Consider the following 19177-nt stretch of genomic DNA (forward strand, 5'->3'; position numbering starts at 1 on the left):
GACTTACCGGAAACTGGGCCGGCTCTGAATACATCCGCCTGAACAAAAACAAAATAGAACACCAAACATGAAAAGAATAACGCTGCTGACGGCGGGCAAGGCCGTTCGCGTGCTCGCGACGTCCGTCACGCGCGCAGCCGATTGCGTGATGATGATCGGGGTAGCGGTGCTGTTGCCCGTCATCGTGGTGATGCTCGCGCCGTCCGTGGGTGTCGCGCTCGGACCGTGATGCGAGGCGGCACGCGGCCTGCCTGATGCGGCCACGTTGTCACCAAAGGGTGAGTTGCCGCACAGACCGTCACGCGACCCGCGATCACAATCTGGCCGGTTGACCGTTCTTCCCCGGCCCGGTCAACCGTTTCCCCGCTCGCTCGCGCAGGAGCGGGGGCTTTTTGACCGACCGACGCCGCAGAGTTGCGTCGGCGGAACCGGACAGGCGTTCGGCAGGCTGCGCAATTGCACCACGCGCATTCCTGCATCCGTTCGCCTGATCCGCACGAATCGCTTTCCTCGTGCCTGAGCGAACCCTCGGGCCCATCGCCGGTTTCGGCCGGCGATGCCTTGGTCCCGGCGGCGTGCAGCCGCGCTGCCGGGATGTTTTTTGCGCCGAATGCATCGCATCACGTCGTGCGCAGCGGGCATGTCGATCCGCTCAGCCAGCCTGTTCGACGCTGGTTTCCCATCCGTCGTATTCACCGCCGAGCGAACGCACCTCGCGATTGATCGCGATCGTATGGCGCGTGATGTCGGCCAACGCCATCGTGCCTTCGTGCGAAAACCGTACGGCCGACTTGCCGTCTTCGGTCGGCGCGACCGATTCGACCGGATAGCCTTTCGCTTCGGCCCAGTCCGCGAACTGGTGTGCATCGCTCGGGTCCTGGAAGTACGCCCAGTGCATCACGCGCCGGCTCACGTCGCTGGCATCGCCTTTCTGCCGCAGCGTATCCAGCACGCGCATGTCGCGCATGATCTGCCAGTCGTCGTCGGTCGGGTAAAGGGTCTGCCAGTACGCTTCCTTGTCCGGATCGTCCTGGTGGGCGTACTGAAGTGCGTAGGTCGTCTGTTCGGCCAGCGAGTCGACGAGTTCGGCTGCGGCCTCTTCGTCGAACGGCACGTAAAAGAGGAAATCCCGGTTGCCGTCGACGGTGATGCGGCCGACCTGCACGCCGCCTTTCGCGGTGATCGTGGCGTCCAGCAGATCCTCGATCTTCGCTAGGTCGGCGAATTCGTCGCCGGTCGGCAGGCCTTCAGGCGTCGGATGCGCGAACGGAACGCGCACGCTGAGCAGCGACGTGCGCGGATCGCCTTCCGCGATTTCCGCAAAGCTGTGGTTGAAGCTGATGAAAGCCTGATGGTCGCCCATTCTGGCAGGGAAGGTTCCCCAGGCGTCGGTCATGTGTTTCTCCCGTACACGATCGTCTGTTGACGGTTGCAAAGCGTCCCAATGTATCATCGAAAATCGCGTTTGCCGGAGAAGCGCGCATGATGGCGGGCCGTGCGGGAATGGATGCTGGATTCGCGGCTGCCCGTGACCCGGCGCGCTTGCGCAGCAGCGGGCCACCGAAAATTCGAAGGAGAATCCGATGTCGATGTTTGCGGTGAATGGTGTGCGAATCGATCCGCTCAGCGCGCGCGTAACCCACGTGCGCTGGGCGGCCGTGAATCCGGCCGACCGGTCGTGGGCGGCGAGCCCGAGCGAGGCGCCGGTGGCGGAAGTGGCGCGCGCACTCGCGTCCGGTAACGATGTCCGTGCGATCTTCTCGGAGTCGGACGGTACCGCGGTCGGGCCCAGGCTGAAACGCGTGCTGTATCGCGATGCGTCGGAAGGCATCGAGCTCGACATCGATGCGACGAGCGAGTCGCGCACGTTGCGGGATCTTCCGCAGATCTGACCGGATCGGCGCGCGCGGCCGGTAGCGTTCGTTGCAGCATCGGCGGCGACACGTGGCCGGCAGGCCGCTCGCACAACGTCGATCGCGAGGAGTAGTATCGGACTACCACCAAGCTGCATGACCGATCGCGCCGACAGCGCCGAACGGTTCGAGGGGCCGCGCATCGTGCGACGGGCCGGTACCGGAAGCGAACGGCGAGATCGGCGCAAGCGCGCAAGAGATCATGTCCAGACCTGTCATCGCATTGTCGGCATCCGCGCTTTGTCTGGCGCTTGTTGCCTGCCAGAGCGCACCCGAGCCGGCGCCCGCGCTCCCGTCGCCCGAGAGCGCGTCGGTAACCGTTCCGGCGTCGTCGCCGGTCGCGCCGATCAGCGGCGTCGGCGTGGCACCGAACCTGGCGGGACAGAGTCACTGGGCGGTCGGTCAATGCACGACCAACGGCGGCGTCGAGGTGTGCAACTGACCGACGCCGCCCGAACGGCGCCCGTTCAGCGTGAACACGACGACGGTGGCCGCGTGTCGATGCACGCCTTCGCAACCTTCAGCCATTTCCGTTCGACAAGCCGCTCATGGTCGGTGCGTGATGCGCGGCAAGCGGTCGACACGCGCGGCAATTCCCGGGGCAATTGAACGATGAACGACGCACGCGAAACCAACGATTCCGGCTTGCACGTCGATCCCGATGCGCGCACGGTCATCGGCGAGTTGCCGGTTACGCTGGCGGTCGACGGCGGGAGCCTGAAAAGAAGGGCAATCGTCTGCGCGGTGCTGGCCGCGGCGAGCATCGGCGGTTATGCGGCCGACCCGACGCTCTGGCCCGTTGCGGCGCTGGCCGTGCTGCTGGCGCTGGCGGGTGCCGCGTTCTTTGTCTCGTCGCGACGCAGGATGGCGCTGCAGATCGACGAAACGGGTTTCAGGCTGATCGGCGCCGCGCGCGAAAAACCTGTCACGCAATGGCGCGACGTCACCGAGTTCCGGATCATCAGCGTGGCCGGAAATCGTTACATCGGTTATCAGTTCTCCGCGCATTCGTCGCGCACCAAGGTGCCGGGCGGCGTGATGCTGCCGATCGCGCGGTTCGCCGATCTTCCGCTCGACGCGGTAGCCGGGTTGCTGGAAGCGTGCCGCCGGCAGTTCGGCGGGCAGGGCGACCGGGCCGACGGCACGGGCTGATCGCGCCCGATGAGCACGGCCCGAGCGACCCGGCACGCAGGAAAACAAAAAATGTCGGGCGCCGTGTCGATTTCCGTCGGGTTCGTCCGTCGTAGCATCGGAGGCGTGCGCATCGCGCGTCCGTCCCGATTCCCGATACGACAACCGACTGAAGGAGCGACACCCATGTCCACGTCCGTCAAACCGATCCCGGAAGGGATGCGCACGCTGACGCCGCACCTGATCTGCGCCGGTGCAACCGCAGCGATCGACTTCTACAAGCGTGCATTCAATGCGAGCGAACAGTTTCGCCTGGCGATGCCCGACGGCAGGCTCGCGCACGCGTGCCTCGTGATTGGCGATTCGACACTGATGCTGGTGGACGAAATGCCAGAGCACGGCGCGCTCGGGCCGAAGGCGCTGAAAGGTACGTCCGTGTGCCTGCACCTGTACGTGCCGGATACGGATGCGGCAATCGCGAAGGCGGTCGCGGCCGGCGCGACGGTCACGATGCCGGCCGCCGACATGTTCTGGGGCGATCGCTACGGGCAGGTCGAGGATCCGTTCGGGCATCGCTGGTCGCTCGCGACGCATCAGCGCGACTTGACGCCCGAGCAGATCGCGGAGGCAATGGCCAGCGCACCGCCGTGCGGAAGCTGACGCAACCGCGCAACCGCGGTTGAGCGGCGGCGCGGCGGCATCCGCACGCGCCCGTTTTTCCGCGATTATGTGCCGATCGTCTTGCCGCGCTGCTTGTGCTCGTACATCCGGCGATCGGCCGATGCGAGCAGGTCGGCGACGACGTGATGGCGCACGGGATCGTAGTCGACGTGGCCGACGCTGAACCGGATCGCGTAGCCGCGCGCGTCGGCTGCGTTGCGCAACGCCAGCGCTTCCGTCACGCGTTCGACCGGCTCGGCGACGTCGGCCGGATCGGTGGCGCTCAGCAGCACGACGAACTCGTCGCCGCCGAGCCGGGCGATCACGTCGCTGTCGCGCAGCGCGCCCGTCAGCGTATCGGCGAAGGTCTTGAGCGCACGGTCGCCTTCGGCATGGCCGAAACGGTCGTTGATCGCCTTGAAATCGTTCAGGTCGAAGAACAGCAGCACGGCATGACGACCGAGGCGATCGCACAGGCTCAGCACGTGACGGGCGAGGGTCTCGAAGCCGCGCCGGTTCGTCAGTTGCGTGAGTTCGTCGGTGGTCGCGAAATGCAGCGCGGCGATCTCGCGTTCGGTCATGTGGGCGAGATCGCCGAGCAGCGCGAGTTCGTCGGGTTCGAGCGAACGCGGCCGCGTGTCGATCAGGCACAGCGTGCCGATAGGCGCGCCGTTCGGCGCTGCAAGCGGCCGGCCGGCGTAGAAGCGGATGCCGGGCGTGCCGGTGACGAGCGGGTTGTCGTGGAAGCGGCTGTCGTTCAGCGCGTCCTGGATCACCATCGTGTCGCCCGCGAGCAGCGCGTGCGCGCAGAACGACACGTCGCGCGAAGTCTGCGTGGCGTCGATGCCCGCATGGCTCTTGAACCACTGGCGATTCTCGTCGACGAGGCTGACGAGTGCGATCGGGACGTCGAACAGCCGGCGCGCGAGACGCGTCAGGCGATCGAAGCGCTCTTCGGGCGGGGTGTCGAGGATCGAGAGCGAATGAAGGGTATCGAGCCGGGCCGCCTCGTCGGCAGGTTTCGGTGCGATTTGCATGGGCCTTGTCTCTTGTCCCGGCTGCAGGGCCGGTCATCGGATCGTATGTCGGACAGTATGCGCATTATTCGGTGTATCGCCAAGCCGCAGTTCCGGTGACGGGCGTTTTAGCGGCCGCCGGAATCGATGAGGATGCGGCGAGTAGCGGGCGCCATCAGGCTGCGTTGCGTCCCGATGCGGAATCGGCTGCGCGATGCCTCAAGGTGCGCACCGCGGTGCCGTAAACACGACGAGTCCAATCGTTCACCGCATCCCATCGCACCATGGTTCGAATTCTGTACGCGGGGTATCTCGCGTTTGCGCTGTATCTCATTTACCCGATGGTTCAGAACACATTGGCCTTCAGCACGGATTGCGTGCGCAACGCGTTGCCGGGCGGCGACCACGGCGTGTCGACGTCGTCGGCAAGCGGCGTGGACGGGCACGCGAACCGCTGTGCGCCGACCACGCAAGTCGGTGCGGCGATCGGGCGGGCGCCTGAAATCCATTGAGCAGGTCGGAACGTCGCGCGTGTCGTGCGATGTGCTCGACAGCATGCAGGCCATTCGGCCGAATTGATGCGCACGCCACGCTCGACGATCATCGGTCATGCAGCGGATCGAATGCGAAAGGGGGAGCGGTGCGCGGCGAGCGTCAGTAGCTGGAGCGGTACGGCGTGCCCTGGTCGAAGCGGCTTTGCCAGTGCGTGAGGTAGCGTGACGCGAGTTGCGGATTGTTCCACACCACGACGACGTTTTCCGAATTGCGGCTGGCCGCCGACGCGCTGTAGTTGAACGAACCGGTCTCGACGTGTTCGGCGTCGATCACGAGGTACTTGTCGTGATGGATCGCATACGCGTCGATCGTGCGCGTCGGGATGCCGGCGTTGACGAGCAGGTTCAGCGCCTGCTTGCTGCTCTTCGCACGGTTGCCCTTGTCGTCGACCACCACGGCGACGTTGACGCCGCGTCGCTTGGCGGCGAGTAGCGCGCGCGTGACGGGTGGCGACGTGAACGAATACGCGGCCACGCGAATCGAGTTGCGCGCGGCGCCGATCGCTTTCAGCACGAGTGCCTCGGCGCCGCCATCGGGCGAGAACGCCGATTCGACAACCTGTGTCGCGGGTGCTTCGTGGGTAGGCGCCGGCAGCCATCGCGACACGAAGTCGATCGCCTGCTGGATCAGCGATTCACTTTGCGTCTTGCCGAAGGCGGCGAACGGTGTGGCGAGCAGGGAAGCGGCGAGGCAGGCAGCGGCGAGGCGATTGCGCGACAACATCTTGGACAGCGAATAATTTCGAGACAGCGGGCCGCGAGTGTAACGCAGACGAGGCGGCGCAGTCACGTGCGGATGCGAATGGATTGCCTGCGCGATGATCGTCGGCAGCGGAGGCGATGACGCAAAGTTGCGTTCGTGGCATCCGCATGTGCGATCAGGTCGATCGATGGATGCTGCTGATGACGGTGTGCGATTGCGTGTGCTGCCGAGGGATATCGGCGTGCAAGCAATGTGCGAGTGCAGTCGAGCGGGTTCGGTGTGCCCCGTGATAGAGACAAGCGTGCAACAAGTGGTGCTTGTGCGTCAGGCAGTCATGCGCGCACCGCGCGTCAATCCTTGGCCGCATGCGCCCCGGCTTCGTCGGGCGCGATCCATCCGGGGCCAGGCTCCGGATGCACGTCGCGAGCGTCGAGCGGTTCGCCGCAGGCCGAGCACACGGTCACCGCATGCATCAGCTGGCCGCAGGTACGGTGGCGCAATTGCACCGGCGGCCCCTGGCCGTCGTCCTTCCAGCGGTCGCCCCATGCCATCAGCGCAAGCAGCGCCGGGTACAGGTCGCGGCCTTTTTCCGTCAACCGGTATTCGAAACGCGGCGGGCGCTCCTGATACGCGCGCTTGACCAGCACACCTTCGTCGACGAGCCGCGCGAGACGTTCGGCCAGCACATGGCGCGTGAGGCCAAGTTGGGCCTGGAACGCGTCGAAGCGGCGGCAGCCGAGGAACGCGTTGCGCAGGATCAGCATGGTCCAGCGGTCGCCGAGCACGGCGAGCGTGCGCGCGACCGAACAGTTCAGCGTGCCGATGTCATCCCATTTCATCGTCGAGTCTCTTGCGTCTTGCGGCGGTTCAGCGAAATAGCGGGTTCGATTATAGAACCCGCCTTCGGTAACAACGGGCGCGGCTGCGTTGACAACGGCCGGCATCGCTGACGATAATAAGTTCCAATTTAGAACTTACTCGCGCGGCGACGCGCTTTCAACCCGGAGACAACCCGATGAATCCGCTTTCCCTGTCTGGTCTCGATCTGCTGCGTGCCGCGGCGGTGGGCGATGTGCCGCTTGCGTCGATTTCCGAGACGATCCCGATGCGTCCGCTGGATGTCGAACTCGGCTACGTGAAGTTTTCGGCGCGGGCGGACGGCCGGCACCTGAATCCGCTGGGCGGCGTGCATGGCGGGTTCGCCGCGACGGTGCTCGATTCGGTCACGGGTTGCGCGGTGCATTCGATGCTCGACGCGGGTGTCGGCTATGGCACGGTCGATCTGCATGTGAAGATGCTGCGGCCGGTGCCGCGCGATGTCGACCTGATTGCGGAAGGGCGCGTGATTCACCTGTCGCGTTCGCTGGGCGTCGCGGAGGGCACGCTGAAGACGCCGGACGACAAGATCGTCGCGCATGCGTCGGCGACCTGCTTCATTCAGCGGCCGCAGTAACGAACCGTGGCAAGCGGGGCCGGGTGCGGGAGGATGCCGCGTACCGGCGATGCAGGTTGCAACGCCGTCGCTCGAGCATCGAAGGCAGCGCCGAAGGCCACCTGTAAGCGTCGGCGGCACACGTCTGAAGCGGTCGCTTCAATGTGATAGCGTTCCTGCTTTCCATCGACGCGACAGGAACAACATGGAATACCGCACACTCGGCGATTCGGGCATCGAGGTCAGCCTGGTCGGTCTTGGCACGATGACGTGGGGCGAACAGAATTCGGAGCGCGACGCGCACGAGCAGATCGACTACGCGATCGCGCAGGGCGTGACGCTGATCGATGCCGCGGAGATGTATCCGGTGCCGCCGAAGCCGGACACGCAGGGGCGCACCGAGCAGTACATCGGCACCTGGCTCGCGCAGCATCGCGCGCAGCGCGACCGGATCGTGCTCGCGACGAAGATCGCGGGCCCTGCGCGGCAGCCGCACAACCCGCGCCATATTCGCGGCGAAGGCAACCAGTTCGACCGCAAGAACCTGACCGAGGCGCTCGACGGCAGCCTCAAGCGGCTGCAGACCGACTACGTCGATCTCTACCAGCTGCACTGGCCCGATCGCAGCACGACGACGTTCGGCCGTCCCTCGTATCCGTGGGTTGACGACGCGTACACGGTGCCGATCGAGGAAACCCTCGGCGTGCTCGCGGAATTCGTGAAAGCCGGCAAGGTGCGCGCGATCGGCGTGTCGAACGAAACGCCGTGGGGCGTCGCGCAGTTCCTGCGCGCGGCCGAGAAGCTCGGGCTGCCGCGCATCGCAAGCATCCAGAATCCGTACAGCCTGCTGAACCGCACGTTCGAGAACGGGCTGTCGGAATTCACGCATCGCGACGGCGTCGGCCTGCTCGCGTACTCGCCGCTCGCATTCGGCTGGCTGTCCGGCAAGTACGAGAACGGCGCACGCCCGGCCGGCGCGCGCATCACGCTGTTCGAGCGCTTCCAGCGCTACAGCAAGCCGCAGGCCGTCGAGGCGACGTCGCGTTACGTCGCGCTCGCTCAGCGTCACGGGCTGTCGCCCGCGCAGCTTGCGCTGGCGTTCGTCAACAGCCGGCCGTTCGTGCGCAGCAACCTGGTCGGTGCGACGTCGATCGAACAGCTGAAGGAGAACATCGGCAGCATCGACGTGAAGCTGTCCGACGAGATCCTCGCCGAGATCGACGCGCTGCACGAACTGCAGCCGAACCCGGCGCCGTAAACGGCGTGCGGCCCGCGCGGCAGCGATGCCGCGACGGGCCGCATCGGCGGCGCAATGCTGCGCCGTCGGCGGTTGCGTTACCGCATCTTGAGCCGAGTGCGCGCGACGAACAGCGCGGCGAGGCTCAGCAGCGCGCAGCCCATCAGGTAGAGCGCCGGCGACAGCCGGTTGCCGGTCGTGCTGATCAGCCAGGTGATGACGAACGGCGCAAAACCGCCGAACAGCGTGACGCCGGTGTTGTAGCTGACCGCGAGGCCCGTCGCGCGCGTCTGCGGCGGAAACAGCTCGGCCATCAGCGCCGGCAGCGCGCCACAGTACGTCGCCTTCAGTGCACCGATCCAGACCAGCGCGGCGAGCATCGTCGCGAACGACGCGTGGCGCGTGAGCCACGCGAACGTCGGCCACACGGTGACGAGCATCACGACGGCCGCAACCGCCATCATGCGGATCCGCCCGGTGCGATCGGACAGATGGCCGACGACCGGCGTGACGAGCGTCAGCACGAAGCCGGTCGCGAGCGTCGCCGCGAAGCCCGTCGACGCGGGCAGCCCGAGCTGCTTGATCGCATAGGTCGGCATGTACAGGATCATGTAGTTGATCGCGGTCGAGATCACGAGCGCGCCGACCGACAGCAGCAGCCGCAATTTCTGGTCCGCGAACAGCTCGCGCACCGGCGCTTCGGAGCGGGCCTGCGTCTTGAACTCGACGCCTTCGTCGACATAACGACGGATATACAGCCCGACCGGGCCGATCGCGAGACCGAACAGGAACGGCACGCGCCAGCCCCAGCTTTCGAGTTGCGCGGGTGTCAGCGTGGTGGTCAGCAGCGCGCCGAAGCCCGATGCGAGCAGCGTCGCGAGGCCCTGGCTCGCGAACTGCCAGCTCGACATGAAACCGCGCCGCTGCGGCGCATGCTCGACGAGGAACGCGGTCGAGCTCGCGAATTCGCCGCCGGCGGAAAAGCCCTGCATCAGCCGCGACAGCATGATCCCGAGCGGCGCGAGAACGCCGATCGATGCATAGGTCGGCATCAGCGCGATCAGCAGCGTGCCGGCCATCATCATCGCGATCGACAGCAGCAGCGACGCCTTGCGGCCCGCGCGGTCCGCGTACGCACCGAGCACGAAACCACCGATTGGCCGGATCAGGTACGACAGCCCGAACGTGCCGAGCGTCAGCATCAGCGACGTCGCTTCGCTCGTCGCGGGGAAGAACAGCTTGGCGATCGTCACCGCGAAGAAGCCGTAGACGATCAGGTCGAACCATTCGAGCGCGTTGCCGATCGATGCCGCGAAGATGATGCGCCGGATTTTCGCGGCGCTGGGGCGGGCGGCGTCCTGCGAGGTCAGGGTGGTCGTATTCATCGTGTGTGCAGGTCCCGTGAAAGGGGCGAAGCGCGTTACAGGGCGGCGCCGGCCGCGGCGGATGCCGCGCGGCGAAAGGGCGGCGCATCGTCGCCGAGATCCCAGAAGAGGCCGGCCATCATCTGCAGCCCCTCGCTGACGACGCTCGCGAGCAGGTGCTCGTCGGGCGCGTGCTGCGAGCAGGCCGGGTACGAGTGCGGCACCCACAGCGTCGGCAGCCCGAGCGTGTCGGCGAACACTTCGTTCGGCAGCGTGCCGCCGAGATTCGGCAGGATCGCGGGCTTCTTGCCGGTGGTCCGCGCAAGCGACGCGACGGCCCAGCGGACCCACGGATCGTCCGGCGGCACGCGCGTCGCCGGGGCGCCGCGTTCGATGTCGATGTCGATGTCGCCGAAACCGTGCGCATCGAGGTGCGCGCGCAGGTGCGCGTGCAGCGCTTGCCAGTCGGTGCCGACGACGAAGCGCAACTGGCAGTGCGCATACGCGACGGGCGGGATTGCATTGACGGGGTGTTCGGGGTTGCCGGCCTTGAACGCGAGGATTTCGAACGTGTTCCAGCCGAACACGCGCTCGGCCGCGGACAGGCCGGGCTCGCCCCAGTCGGCGTCGAGCGCCGGATCGCCGGGGCCGCCGCCGACGGAAAGATCCGCGAGTGCGGTGCGCACGGCGGACGGGATCGGCGGCGGGCGCAGCCCCGCGACGCGAATCGCGCCGCGCGCGTCGACGAGGCTCGCGAGCGCATGCGCGAGCACGATCGCCGGATTGCGCAGCAGCCCGCCCCAGTTGCCGGAGTGGTGCGCGCCGTCGCGGGCGCGCAGGCTCAGTTTGAAATTGACCGAGCCGCGCGAGCCGAGGAACACGGTCGGGCGTGCGGCCGCGATACGCGGGCCGTCGGACGCGATCAGCACGTCGGCCGCAAGCGCGTCGCGCTCCTGGCGGCACAGTGCGTCGAGGCCCGGGGAGCCCGTTTCCTCGCCCATCTCGATCAGCAGCTTCGCATTGAAGCCGAGCCGGCCGCCGCGCGCGTCGAGCACGCTCGCCAGCGCGGCCAGGTTGATCGTGTGCTGGCCCTTGTTGTCGGCGCTGCCGCGGCCGTACCAGCGATCGCCGTCGGCCGTCAGCGTCCACGGCGACAGCGGTGCGCGCCACTGCGCGTCGTAGCCGCGCACGACGTCGCCGTGGCCGTAGATCAGCACGGTCGGCAGCGCGTCGTCTTCGTGGCGCGACGCGAGCAGGAACGGGCCGCCGCCGTCGACGGGATTGTCGACGATCCGCGACGTGAAGCCGAGGCGGGCGGCCTCGGGCGCGATCTCGTCGGTCAGGTAGGCGCGCAGCGCGGCTTCGGTGCCGCGTTCCTGGCTTTCGGTGCGCAGGCCGACGCGGCGGCTCAGGGTCGTGAAGAACGCACCGGATTCGAACTGGTTCAGCGCGTGCTGGATGGCGGCGGTACGGCTCAAGTCGGGTCTCCTCTATCGGGCGGGCGGCGTGCGCGGATCGCGCGTGCAGCGTGAAGTGCGATCGATTCTAGGAAGCCGTTTTTTTTGTCACAATGATCGAATTTCGAACCTTTCTTTGCCGAAAAGGCAAAGCAGTGCGGCCGGGAACGGCACGGAGACAGAGTGATGGCGGCTTTCCTGCATGGCCTGGCGTTGCGGTATTTCGTCGAGGTGGCGCGCACCGGCTCGATCAGCGACGCGTCCGCGCGGCTGCACGTGGCCGTGTCGGCGATCAGCCGCCAGATCGCGAAGCTCGAGAGCGAGCTCGGTGCGCCGCTGTTCGAGCGACGGCCGCGCGGGATGGCGCTGTCGGAGGCCGGCGAGCGGCTGCTGGCGTTCGCGCAGCGCAGCCTGCTGGAGGCCGAGCACGTGATGAAGGACATCGGCGGGCTCGACGCGCTGCACGGCAGCCTGCTGAAGATCGCGTGCTCGGAGGGGTTCGCGATCGATTTCCTGCCCGGCGCGCTCGCGGGCTTCAAGGCGCGCCATCCGGGCGTCGATTTTTCCGTGTGGGTCGTGTCGCCCGCGGACGCGACGCGGCGCGTGCGCGACGGCGACGTGGACATCGCGCTGACCTTCAGCCTCGCGCCGGAGAAGGGCGTGCGCGTCGAGCACACCGAGCGCGCGCCGATCTTCGCGCTGGTGCGGCGCGACCATCCGCTCGCGACGCGTGACGGGGTGTCGCTCGCCGATGTCGCGCGGCATCCGCACGTGCTGCCCGAGGCCGGCACGACGGTGCGCCAGTTGATCGACATCGCGTGTGCGCTCGACGGGCTGCTGCTCGAGCCCGAACTGACGAGCAACAACACGGCGGCGATGTACGGCTACGCGCGGCGCACGGGCGCGGTGATGTTCACGGGGCTGCTGTCGGTACGCGACCGCTGCGATGCGGACGGCTTCGTCGTCGTGCCCGTGACGAACCCGCAGCTGCGCGAGCGCAGCATCCAGGTGCAGACGATGGCGGGGCGCGATCTGCCCGCGTCGGTACGGGCGTTTCGCGATCATCTGATCGACGCGATGCAGGTCGCATCGTCGCCGCCGGCTTCCGCGCGCGGCCCGAGACGCCGGCCCGTGAGATAATCGCCAATCCGCCTTCCGCGCCCATGCGGCTCACCGAGCCGCATCGCCCCTGTTCGACGCCAAATTGAAGAACCTGATTGTCACCCTCGATCGCGCCGGCGAGTTCGACGAGATCATCGACGTGCGCACGCCGCTCGAGTTCGCCGAGGACCATATTCCCGGCGCGCTGAACGCGCCCGTGCTCAGCAACGAGGAGCGCGTGCTCGTCGGCACGATGTACCGGCAGGTGTCGCCGTACGAGGCGACCCGCGTCGGCGCGGCGATCGTCGCGCGCAACATCGCGCGCCATCTCGATACCACGTTCGCCGACCGTCCGCGCAACTGGCGGCCGCTGATCTACTGCTGGCGCGGCGGCAAGCGCTCCGGCTCGATGACGGCCTGGTTCAACCTGATCGGCTGGCAGGCGCGTCAGCTCGACGGCGGCTACAAGGCGTATCGCCACTCGGTGTGCGCGACGCTCGACACGCTGCCGACGCGCTTTCGCTATATCGCGCTCGTCGGCCACACGGGCTGCGGCAAGACGCGCCTGCTGAACGCGCTGCACGAAACGGGTGCGCAGACGCTCGACCTCGAGGCGCTCGCGTGCCATCGCGGCTCGCTGCTCGGCGCGCTGCCGGGCACACGGCAGCCATCGCAGAAGGGGTTCGATTCGGGGCTCGTCGAAACGCTCGGACGTTTCGACCCCGAATGGCCGGTATTCGTCGAATCGGAAAGCCGCAGGATCGGGCTCGTCCAGTTGCCGATCGCGCTGGTCGAAGCGTTTCACGCGGGGCCGTGGGTGCAGGTCGAAGCGGCGCACGACGAGCGCATCGCGTTCCTGCTCGACGACTACGGCCACCTGTTCGACGACCCGGCAGCGTTCAAGGCGCAGCTCCATCGGCTGATCGGGCTGCACAGCCGCGAAGAGGTGACGAGCTGGAAAGCATTGATCGATGCGAACGCACGGGCCGAACTGTTCACCACGCTGATCGACAAGCATTACGATCCCGCCTATGCGCGCACCTACCGCGCGGCGTACGACAAGCCGAACCGGGTGCTGACGTTCGCGTTCCGGCCCAACGCGGCCGACGCGCGCGACCAGGCGCGCATGTTGCTGGCCGAGCTTGCGCAGGCCGGGCTGCCCGCATCGGCCGCGCTTGCGGCGGGCGCGGGAGCTGCAACCGATAAAGATCAAACCACGACCACACGATGACGACCACACGCACCCAACCCAATCCGGCCCTCGGCTGGATGACTTTCCTGCTGATCGCGGTCGCGGGACTGTTCTATGTGAAATGGTTTCCGTACTACAACAAGGCGTTCGTTGCCGCCGAGCACCATTCGATCGGCCAGTCGATCCTGATGGGTACGTCGGCGGCTGCGCCCGAGCCGTCGCTGAAGGCCGCGCTCGACTACGCATGGGCGTACGGCAAGGCGATCTGGCAGGCGATGGTACTGGGCCTGCTGCTCGGTTCGGCCGTGCAGGCGCTGCTGCCGGCGCACTGGGTCGCACGCGTGCTCGGTCGCACGGGCTTCGGCAGCGTCGCCGCGGGCGGCCTGCTGTCGCTGCCCGGGATGATGTGCACGTGCTGCGCGGCGCCGGTCGTCGCGGGGCTGCGTGCACGCCATGCGTCGCCGGGCGGCGCGGTCGCGTTCTGGCTCGGCAACACCGTGCTGAACCCGGCGGCGCTGGTTTTCATGGGCTTCGTGCTCGGCTGGCACTGGAGCGCGCTGCGCCTCGTGCTCGGCATCGCAATGGTGTTCGGGATCGGCTATCTGCTGAACCGCATTGCTCGCCCTGAAGATCGCAGCATCGGCGACGCGCAGCTCGCCGCGCTGGCGGCCGAGCAGGCCGCGGCCGGCAACCCGTTCGTCCGCTGGATGAAGCTGCTTGCGCGCATGGCCGTGCGGCTCGTGCCCGAATACATCGTGCTCGTGCTGCTGCTCGGCGCGGCGCGTGCATGGCTGTTCCCGCATATCGGCCCGGACATCGGCAATCATCTCGGCTGGATCGTCGCGTTCGCCGTCGCGGGCATGTTGTTCGTGATTCCGACGGCCGGCGAGGTGCCGATCATCCAGGCGATGCTGTCGCTCGGCATGGGCGTCGGCCCGGCCGCCGCGCTGCTGCTGACGCTGCCGCCGATCAGCGTGCCGTCGCTCGCGATGCTCGCGCGTTCGTTCAAGCCGTACATGCTGGCGATCGTCGCGACGCTCGTCGTCGTGTTCGGGATCGTGAGCGGCTTGCTCGCGGTCGCGTTCGGGTTCTGACACGCGCGAGCGGTGCGCCGGGCGGGCGCAATCGTCATATTCATCCGGCGCCGCGGCTTCACGCGTGCGGCGCCCTTTACAAGAAGCAAACAGGAAAACGCATGACCCAACCGAAGATCCATCCTCGACTCGAAAAGGCGCTGACGCGCGGCGATCTCGCGATCCGCCAGGCCAATTCCGCGCGGGCGACTGCCGTGCTGAGCGCGCTCGGCACGATGATCATCGAGGCCTCTGCAACGATCGGCGTCGACGCCAGCATCGACATTCCGCAGGGCGACCGCATTTACGATCCCGTCAACGGCCTGTGGCCGCAGAAGATGCTGGTGTCGTTCGACGGCCCGGTGGATGATGCCGACAAGGAAGAGCTGCGCTCGGTCTATCTGGTCGCCGACGATCCGGGCACGCAGTTCCGCGTCGAATGGCATCGCGCGGACGGCAAGCTCGGCCGCCAGGAAGGCGGCCCGCTCGCGACCGTCGCGTTCCTGACCGACGTCGAGATTCCGTGGAGCGACGACGACGAGTAACGTCGTCATGAAGCCGGCGCCGTGCGCGCCGGCCGTCAGCGCATCATCCGCCGCCGGAACAGCCACGCGGACAGCAGGAATCCGCCGATCGCGTAGCCGGCGAGCACCGCAACGTGCAACGCGACGTCCGTCGCCGGCCGGCCGAGCATCGCGGGCCGGATCAGTTCGACCGCGTTCGCGAGCGGCAGCGCATGCGCGGCGTGCTGCGCGACCGGCGGCAACTGCGTGATCGGGAAGAACACGCCCGACAGCAGCAGCATCGGCGTCAGCACGAGCGTCTGATAGAACATGAAGAAATCGTAGGACGGCGCGAGCGCCGTGACGATCATCGCGACGCTGGCGAACGCGAGGCCCGCGAGCGCGATCACGGGCAGCACCACGAGCATCGACGGAAACTGCGCATAGCCGAGCGCGCCCGCGACGAGCATGATCGCGACACCCGACAGCATCGCCTTGCTGGCCCCCCAGACAATCTCGCCGAGCACGATGTCGCCGAGCGCGAGCGGCGTATGCATGATCGCCTCCCAGGTGCGCTGCACGTGCATCCGCGAGAAGCCCGAATACATCGATTCGAAGCTCGCGGACATCATCACGCTCGACCCGACCGTGCCGGCCGCGAGGAACGCGATATACGACACGCCGTCGACATGGCCGAGCATCAGGCCCAGCCCGAAACCGAGCCCGAACAGATAGATCATCGGATCGGCAAGATTGCCGAACATCGACGCGAGCGCGAGCTTGCGCCAGACGAGATAGTTGCGCCGCCACACGGCGACCCAGTTGGTTGCGTTCGCCGGCATCGCGATCGCGAAGCGTGACTCGCGCGGCGGTGCCGAAGGTGCGGCGGTGGAATAGTTGCGGACATCCATGATCGATCAGTCCTGCATTTCGCGGCCCGTGAGCCGCAGGAACACATCCTCCAGATTGGCCGGGCGATGCAGATAGCGCAACCCCGTACGACCCTTGATCCGCGCGCGGAGCGGCTCCGGGTCGGTCACGTAGCAGAACAGCGTCTCGCCGCTGATCTCGGTGTGCTTCGCGAACGCCGACAACTCGTCGCGCAGCGCGGCCGGGTCGGGCCCGTAGATCTCGATCACGTCGCAGCCGATCTCCGATTCGATCAGCGCGTGCGGCGCGCCTTCGGCGATCTTCCGGCCTTCCTCGATGACGCACAGGCGGTCGCACAGACGTTCGGCTTCTTCCATGAAATGCGTGGTGATCAGGATCGTCTTGCCGCGCGCGAGCAGCGAACGCAGCCGTTCCCACATCAGATGCCGTGCTTGCGGATCGAGGCCGGTCGTCGGCTCGTCGAGCACCAGCACGTCGGGATCGTTGACGAGCGCACGGGCGAGCGTGAGGCGGCGCTTCATGCCGCCCGACAGCTCGCCGACCTTCGCATCGGCCTTGTTTTCGAGCTTCGCGAATTCGAGCAGCGGCTGCACGAGCGCGCGCGCAGCCTGCGCCGACATCCCGAAATAGCGACTGAACACGAGCAGGTTCTCGCGCACGGTGAAGTCGGGGTCGAGATTGTCGAACTGCGGGACGACACCGACGCGCTGGCGCGCAAGCCGCGCACGCGATGGAACCGGTTCGCCGCACAGCGAAATGGTGCCCGCATCGGGATACGCGAGGCCGAGCAGCATCTTCAGCGTGGTGGTCTTGCCGGCGCCGTTCGGCCCGAGCAGGCCGTAGCATTCGCCGGCCTGCACGTTGAACGACAGGCCGTTGACGACGAGCTTGTCGCCATAGCGCTTTTCGACGTTGCGGAGATCGATTGGTGCGACGGACATGGGCATGTTGTCGTTGTAAGCGGGCGCGTTCTGCAGCCCGATGCGTGGCCGGTTGGCGAACGGACCGCGCGAATGCGTGTCACATGAGCATGACCGAAGCGCACGACGCCGGCGCGTCACGACCCGCTGGGGTACGAACGGGCCATTCTAGTGCATCGGTTGCGTCTCTTCAGCGCATGCCTGCACGATGCGATGCATGTGCGCACCGATCGTGCACCGCATCATCGCGCACGCGCCGAGCGGGGCGAATCAGCGTTTTCCATCCCTTGCGTCCTGAATTGCGGCGCACCATGATGAATGCGTAGGCTCGTTGTCGCGATAGGGAGGTTTCATGGCTAGCTACAACAAGATTTTGCTGTGTTACGACGGCTCGCTCGAAGGGCGCAAGGCACTGCGTTGCGGCGCCAATCTGGCAATGGACCTGAAGGCCGAAACGCACTTGCTGTCGGTCGTCGACATGCGCTCGAGCATCGCGCAAAGCGCGGGTCTGCTGACCGATGTCGCGTGCGGCCGCTTCGAGGAAACCGCGCGTGAAATCCTGCAGGAAGGCGTGAACTGGCTGCGCGAGCGCGGCGTGCAGGCCGAAGGCCATTTTGCGTTCGGTTACCCGATCGACGAAATCGCGAATCTCGCGTCGGAGCTGAAGGTCGACCTCGTCGTCGTCGGCCATCGGTGCCGCAGCGGGCTGTCGAGATGGTGGATGGGGTCGGGCAATACGCAACTGCTCGATCGCGTGAACTGCAGCATTCTGGTTGCATGTTCGTCGGCGGAAGAGCAGAAGGCCGAAATCGCGCGCGAGCGTGAAGCGGCCACGGCGAGCGGCAAATGATCTGATGGCGCAATGACGGCCTGACCGGCGATGCGCGCCGGTCAGGCGCCGCGCCGTATCAGCGGCGCGGGCGTCGACCGCGGCCGGCTACGCATGCAGGTCGATCGCGGACAGCTTCCACGAGAACAGGCCGAAGCGGTGGAATATCGCCGCATAGCGCGTGCCGTCGGCGCTGCGCTGGTAGGTCACGACGAAATCGTCGACATTCCGGTAACCGGCGCTGGTTTGCTGCTGATGCGGCGTGTGCGTTGCATCGTTCGCGCTGGCCGGTGCGGCAGCGGCCGGTGCCGGCGATGACGCAGCCGCGACGGCTGCGTTGCTGCCTGGAACGGCTGCGCTCGCCGGAGCCGGATTGGCGGGTGGTGCGGCCGGTGCGCTGCCAGGCGCATTGCCTTGCGGCAGCTTCGACCATTCGGGCGGACGCTCGCCCGGATTGCCGCGCGGCGGCAATCCGCTCATCAGCGCGGCCACGCCCTCCGGGGTCGCGTACGCATCGACCAGCGGGCCGATCAGCGCGGATCCGATCAGCGCACCGATCACCGCGAACGGATTGTCTTTCTTCACCGCGTCGATCCGGCGCATCAACTCTTCCGTGACCTGCTGCTTCAGGCTGATGCGCAGCGACGGAAAATCGACATATTCACTGATGGCCTGCGCATCGCGTGCATCGATCGCCGATTTCAGGCGACCGAGCGCGACGTACGGCGATGCGTATGCGTAGCCGATCGCCGCAATGACGGCGACGGCCAGCACGACGATCAGCAAGGGCTTGAGCCGCCGGTTGCGGCCCGAGGATCCAGTCACGTTGCCTCCGGTGCGGGAATGCTCCGCAATCAGAGACCGCCTTGCGCGGCCGATCGTTCCTCCGCGATGCAGTGATCGATCATCCGGCACACGGCATCGATCGTGCCGACCATGATCAGGCGCGACCGGCCGTGATAGACGCGCACCGGCGCGCGGCGCGCGGGTTCCGCATGATTCAGGCCGGCGTTCAGCGATACCCGCGCGAAAGCGGGGAGCGCCGATGGCAGCAGGGACGCCTGCCGTTCGACTGCGACTTCTTCTTGCACAGGCGCTGCCGCGGACAGCGGTGCGCAAGGCGTGCGGCCGCGCAGATGACGCAGGCGACCGAATTGACGGAAAGGCAGCAGGCGGGCAAGGCGTTCCATGATGTTCTCCT

Annotated in this window: 24 protein-coding genes; 14 read left to right on the top strand and 10 right to left on the bottom strand. The window is 67.0% G+C overall.

Features of this window, described 5'->3' with window-relative positions:
- Window positions 1-67 precede the first annotated feature (67 nt).
- A complete protein-coding gene (locus LXM88_RS13080; RefSeq protein WP_262542727.1) occupies window positions 68-229 on the top strand; it encodes a hypothetical protein in 162 nt (53 codons plus the stop codon).
- Between the two features lie 423 nt (window positions 230-652).
- On the opposite strand, the gene LXM88_RS13085 is transcribed toward LXM88_RS13080, so the two are convergent.
- Window positions 653-1396 (bottom strand): DUF695 domain-containing protein, encoded by a 744-nt coding sequence (locus LXM88_RS13085; RefSeq protein WP_262542728.1) that lies wholly within the window; start codon window positions 1394-1396, stop codon window positions 653-655.
- Between the two features lie 187 nt (window positions 1397-1583).
- Here LXM88_RS13085 and LXM88_RS13090 point away from each other — a divergent pair, with 187 nt between their 5' ends.
- The 5 genes from LXM88_RS13090 (at window position 1584) to LXM88_RS13110 (ending at window position 3704) form a co-directional block, all read left to right on the top strand.
- Entirely contained in the window at window positions 1584-1892 is a 309-nt protein-coding gene (locus LXM88_RS13090) for a phosphatidylserine/phosphatidylglycerophosphate/cardiolipin synthase (RefSeq protein WP_262542729.1), read from the top strand.
- Window positions 1893-2115: 223 nt separating this feature from the next.
- Window positions 2116-2355 (top strand): hypothetical protein, encoded by a 240-nt coding sequence (locus LXM88_RS13095; protein WP_262542730.1) that lies wholly within the window; start codon window positions 2116-2118, stop codon window positions 2353-2355.
- On the top strand, window positions 2346-2522 hold the full coding sequence (locus tag LXM88_RS13100) for a hypothetical protein (protein WP_262542731.1): 177 nt from the start codon (window positions 2346-2348) through the stop codon (window positions 2520-2522). Before LXM88_RS13095 ends, LXM88_RS13100 begins: the two co-directional genes overlap by 10 nt.
- A gap of 3 nt (window positions 2523-2525) precedes the next feature.
- Entirely contained in the window at window positions 2526-3065 is a 540-nt protein-coding gene (locus LXM88_RS13105) for an aspartyl-tRNA synthetase (RefSeq protein ID WP_262542732.1), read from the top strand.
- A 165-nt stretch (window positions 3066-3230) separates the two neighbouring features.
- Entirely contained in the window at window positions 3231-3704 is a 474-nt protein-coding gene (locus tag LXM88_RS13110) for a VOC family protein (protein WP_262542733.1), read from the top strand.
- A 65-nt stretch (window positions 3705-3769) separates the two neighbouring features.
- Here LXM88_RS13110 and LXM88_RS13115 read toward each other — a convergent pair whose 3' ends face one another.
- On the bottom strand, window positions 3770-4741 hold the full coding sequence (locus tag LXM88_RS13115) for a GGDEF domain-containing protein (protein ID WP_262542734.1): 972 nt from the start codon (window positions 4739-4741) through the stop codon (window positions 3770-3772).
- Between the two features lie 263 nt (window positions 4742-5004).
- On the opposite strand from LXM88_RS13115, the gene LXM88_RS13120 reads away from it, so the two are divergent.
- Window positions 5005-5232 (top strand): hypothetical protein, encoded by a 228-nt coding sequence (locus LXM88_RS13120; protein WP_262542735.1) that lies wholly within the window; start codon window positions 5005-5007, stop codon window positions 5230-5232.
- 142 nt (window positions 5233-5374) lie between these two features.
- Here LXM88_RS13120 and LXM88_RS13125 read toward each other — a convergent pair whose 3' ends face one another.
- Both LXM88_RS13125 and LXM88_RS13130 read right to left on the bottom strand, forming a co-directional pair.
- Entirely contained in the window at window positions 5375-5998 is a 624-nt protein-coding gene (locus LXM88_RS13125) for a phospholipase D family nuclease (protein ID WP_318654688.1), read from the bottom strand.
- 329 nt (window positions 5999-6327) lie between these two features.
- Window positions 6328-6816 carry a winged helix-turn-helix transcriptional regulator gene (locus LXM88_RS13130; protein ID WP_262542737.1) on the bottom strand — a complete coding sequence of 163 codons (489 nt, stop codon included), beginning with the start codon at window positions 6814-6816 and terminating at the stop codon, window positions 6328-6330.
- Window positions 6817-6992: 176 nt separating this feature from the next.
- Between LXM88_RS13130 and LXM88_RS13135 the strand changes: the two genes are divergently transcribed.
- Both LXM88_RS13135 and LXM88_RS13140 read left to right on the top strand, forming a co-directional pair.
- Window positions 6993-7430: a PaaI family thioesterase gene (locus LXM88_RS13135; protein ID WP_047900588.1), complete on the top strand. Its 438-nt coding sequence runs from the start codon at window positions 6993-6995 to the stop codon at window positions 7428-7430.
- A gap of 184 nt (window positions 7431-7614) precedes the next feature.
- Window positions 7615-8667 (top strand): NADP(H)-dependent aldo-keto reductase, encoded by a 1053-nt coding sequence (locus LXM88_RS13140; RefSeq protein WP_262542739.1) that lies wholly within the window; start codon window positions 7615-7617, stop codon window positions 8665-8667.
- Between the two features lie 77 nt (window positions 8668-8744).
- On the opposite strand, the gene LXM88_RS13145 is transcribed toward LXM88_RS13140, so the two are convergent.
- Together LXM88_RS13145 and LXM88_RS13150 are read right to left on the bottom strand one after the other, a co-directional pair.
- Complete coding sequence (locus LXM88_RS13145) at window positions 8745-10031, bottom strand: MFS transporter (RefSeq protein WP_262542740.1); 1287 nt, start codon at window positions 10029-10031, stop codon at window positions 8745-8747.
- A gap of 35 nt (window positions 10032-10066) precedes the next feature.
- On the bottom strand, window positions 10067-11488 hold the full coding sequence (locus tag LXM88_RS13150) for a M20 family metallopeptidase (RefSeq protein WP_262542741.1): 1422 nt from the start codon (window positions 11486-11488) through the stop codon (window positions 10067-10069).
- Between the two features lie 165 nt (window positions 11489-11653).
- Between LXM88_RS13150 and LXM88_RS13155 the strand changes: the two genes are divergently transcribed.
- The 4 genes from LXM88_RS13155 to LXM88_RS13170 all read left to right on the top strand — a co-directional run bounded on the left by LXM88_RS13155 (window position 11654) and on the right by LXM88_RS13170 (window position 15378).
- Window positions 11654-12607 (top strand): LysR family transcriptional regulator, encoded by a 954-nt coding sequence (locus tag LXM88_RS13155; protein ID WP_262542742.1) that lies wholly within the window; start codon window positions 11654-11656, stop codon window positions 12605-12607.
- A gap of 64 nt (window positions 12608-12671) precedes the next feature.
- Window positions 12672-13799, top strand: coding sequence for a tRNA 2-selenouridine(34) synthase MnmH (gene mnmH, locus LXM88_RS13160; RefSeq protein ID WP_262542743.1), 1128 nt, complete (start codon window positions 12672-12674; stop codon window positions 13797-13799).
- A complete protein-coding gene (locus LXM88_RS13165; protein WP_262542744.1) occupies window positions 13796-14854 on the top strand; it encodes a permease in 1059 nt (352 codons plus the stop codon). Before mnmH ends, LXM88_RS13165 begins: the two co-directional genes overlap by 4 nt.
- Before the next feature lie 101 nt (window positions 14855-14955).
- On the top strand, window positions 14956-15378 hold the full coding sequence (locus LXM88_RS13170) for a hypothetical protein (RefSeq protein ID WP_262542745.1): 423 nt from the start codon (window positions 14956-14958) through the stop codon (window positions 15376-15378).
- Window positions 15379-15413: 35 nt separating this feature from the next.
- On the opposite strand, the gene LXM88_RS13175 is transcribed toward LXM88_RS13170, so the two are convergent.
- A complete protein-coding gene (locus tag LXM88_RS13175; RefSeq protein WP_262542746.1) occupies window positions 15414-16247 on the bottom strand; it encodes an ABC transporter permease in 834 nt (277 codons plus the stop codon).
- A 6-nt stretch (window positions 16248-16253) separates the two neighbouring features.
- Entirely contained in the window at window positions 16254-17168 is a 915-nt protein-coding gene (gene nodI, locus LXM88_RS13180) for a nodulation factor ABC transporter ATP-binding protein NodI (protein WP_262542747.1), read from the bottom strand.
- A 331-nt stretch (window positions 17169-17499) separates the two neighbouring features.
- Between nodI and LXM88_RS13185 the strand changes: the two genes are divergently transcribed.
- Entirely contained in the window at window positions 17500-17997 is a 498-nt protein-coding gene (locus tag LXM88_RS13185) for a universal stress protein (RefSeq protein WP_034184109.1), read from the top strand.
- Between the two features lie 87 nt (window positions 17998-18084).
- Here the strand turns inward: LXM88_RS13185 and LXM88_RS13190 are convergent, their stop codons facing one another.
- Window positions 18085-18801 carry a DUF2939 domain-containing protein gene (locus LXM88_RS13190; RefSeq protein WP_262542748.1) on the bottom strand — a complete coding sequence of 239 codons (717 nt, stop codon included), beginning with the start codon at window positions 18799-18801 and terminating at the stop codon, window positions 18085-18087.
- 29 nt (window positions 18802-18830) lie between these two features.
- The gene (locus LXM88_RS13195) at window positions 18831-19166 is read right to left on the bottom strand and encodes a hypothetical protein (protein WP_262542749.1); all 336 of its coding nucleotides are present in this window, start codon (window positions 19164-19166) and stop codon (window positions 18831-18833) included.
- Window positions 19167-19177 lie beyond the last annotated feature (11 nt).

This window comes from Burkholderia sp. S-53 (assembly GCF_025560745.1).
GTDB lineage: Bacteria > Pseudomonadota > Gammaproteobacteria > Burkholderiales > Burkholderiaceae > Burkholderia > Burkholderia pyrrocinia.

Bases quoted from the DNA above. Each gene is read 5' to 3' on its own strand.
- LXM88_RS13130 (WP_262542737.1), bottom strand. From the start codon at position 6,816: ATGAAATGGGATGACATCGGCACGCTGAACTGTTCGGTCGCGCGCACG.
- LXM88_RS13125 (WP_318654688.1), bottom strand. From the start codon at position 5,998: ATGTTGTCGCGCAATCGCCTCGCCGCTGCCTGCCTCGCCGCTTCCCTG.
- LXM88_RS13145 (WP_262542740.1), bottom strand. From the start codon at position 10,031: ATGAATACGACCACCCTGACCTCGCAGGACGCCGCCCGCCCCAGCGCC.
- LXM88_RS13120 (WP_262542735.1), top strand. From the start codon at position 5,005: ATGGTTCGAATTCTGTACGCGGGGTATCTCGCGTTTGCGCTGTATCTC.
- LXM88_RS13155 (WP_262542742.1), top strand. From the start codon at position 11,654: ATGGCGGCTTTCCTGCATGGCCTGGCGTTGCGGTATTTCGTCGAGGTG.
- LXM88_RS13135 (WP_047900588.1), top strand. From the start codon at position 6,993: ATGAATCCGCTTTCCCTGTCTGGTCTCGATCTGCTGCGTGCCGCGGCG.
- LXM88_RS13165 (WP_262542744.1), top strand. From the start codon at position 13,796: ATGACGACCACACGCACCCAACCCAATCCGGCCCTCGGCTGGATGACT.
- LXM88_RS13110 (WP_262542733.1), top strand. From the start codon at position 3,231: ATGTCCACGTCCGTCAAACCGATCCCGGAAGGGATGCGCACGCTGACG.
- LXM88_RS13085 (WP_262542728.1), bottom strand. From the start codon at position 1,396: ATGACCGACGCCTGGGGAACCTTCCCTGCCAGAATGGGCGACCATCAG.
- LXM88_RS13140 (WP_262542739.1), top strand. From the start codon at position 7,615: ATGGAATACCGCACACTCGGCGATTCGGGCATCGAGGTCAGCCTGGTC.
- LXM88_RS13170 (WP_262542745.1), top strand. From the start codon at position 14,956: ATGACCCAACCGAAGATCCATCCTCGACTCGAAAAGGCGCTGACGCGC.
- LXM88_RS13105 (WP_262542732.1), top strand. From the start codon at position 2,526: ATGAACGACGCACGCGAAACCAACGATTCCGGCTTGCACGTCGATCCC.
- LXM88_RS13175 (WP_262542746.1), bottom strand. From the start codon at position 16,247: ATGGATGTCCGCAACTATTCCACCGCCGCACCTTCGGCACCGCCGCGC.
- LXM88_RS13095 (WP_262542730.1), top strand. From the start codon at position 2,116: ATGTCCAGACCTGTCATCGCATTGTCGGCATCCGCGCTTTGTCTGGCG.
- LXM88_RS13185 (WP_034184109.1), top strand. From the start codon at position 17,500: ATGGCTAGCTACAACAAGATTTTGCTGTGTTACGACGGCTCGCTCGAA.
- LXM88_RS13115 (WP_262542734.1), bottom strand. From the start codon at position 4,741: ATGCAAATCGCACCGAAACCTGCCGACGAGGCGGCCCGGCTCGATACC.
- nodI (WP_262542747.1), bottom strand. From the start codon at position 17,168: ATGTCCGTCGCACCAATCGATCTCCGCAACGTCGAAAAGCGCTATGGC.
- LXM88_RS13090 (WP_262542729.1), top strand. From the start codon at position 1,584: ATGTCGATGTTTGCGGTGAATGGTGTGCGAATCGATCCGCTCAGCGCG.
- LXM88_RS13080 (WP_262542727.1), top strand. From the start codon at position 68: ATGAAAAGAATAACGCTGCTGACGGCGGGCAAGGCCGTTCGCGTGCTC.
- LXM88_RS13195 (WP_262542749.1), bottom strand. From the start codon at position 19,166: ATGGAACGCCTTGCCCGCCTGCTGCCTTTCCGTCAATTCGGTCGCCTG.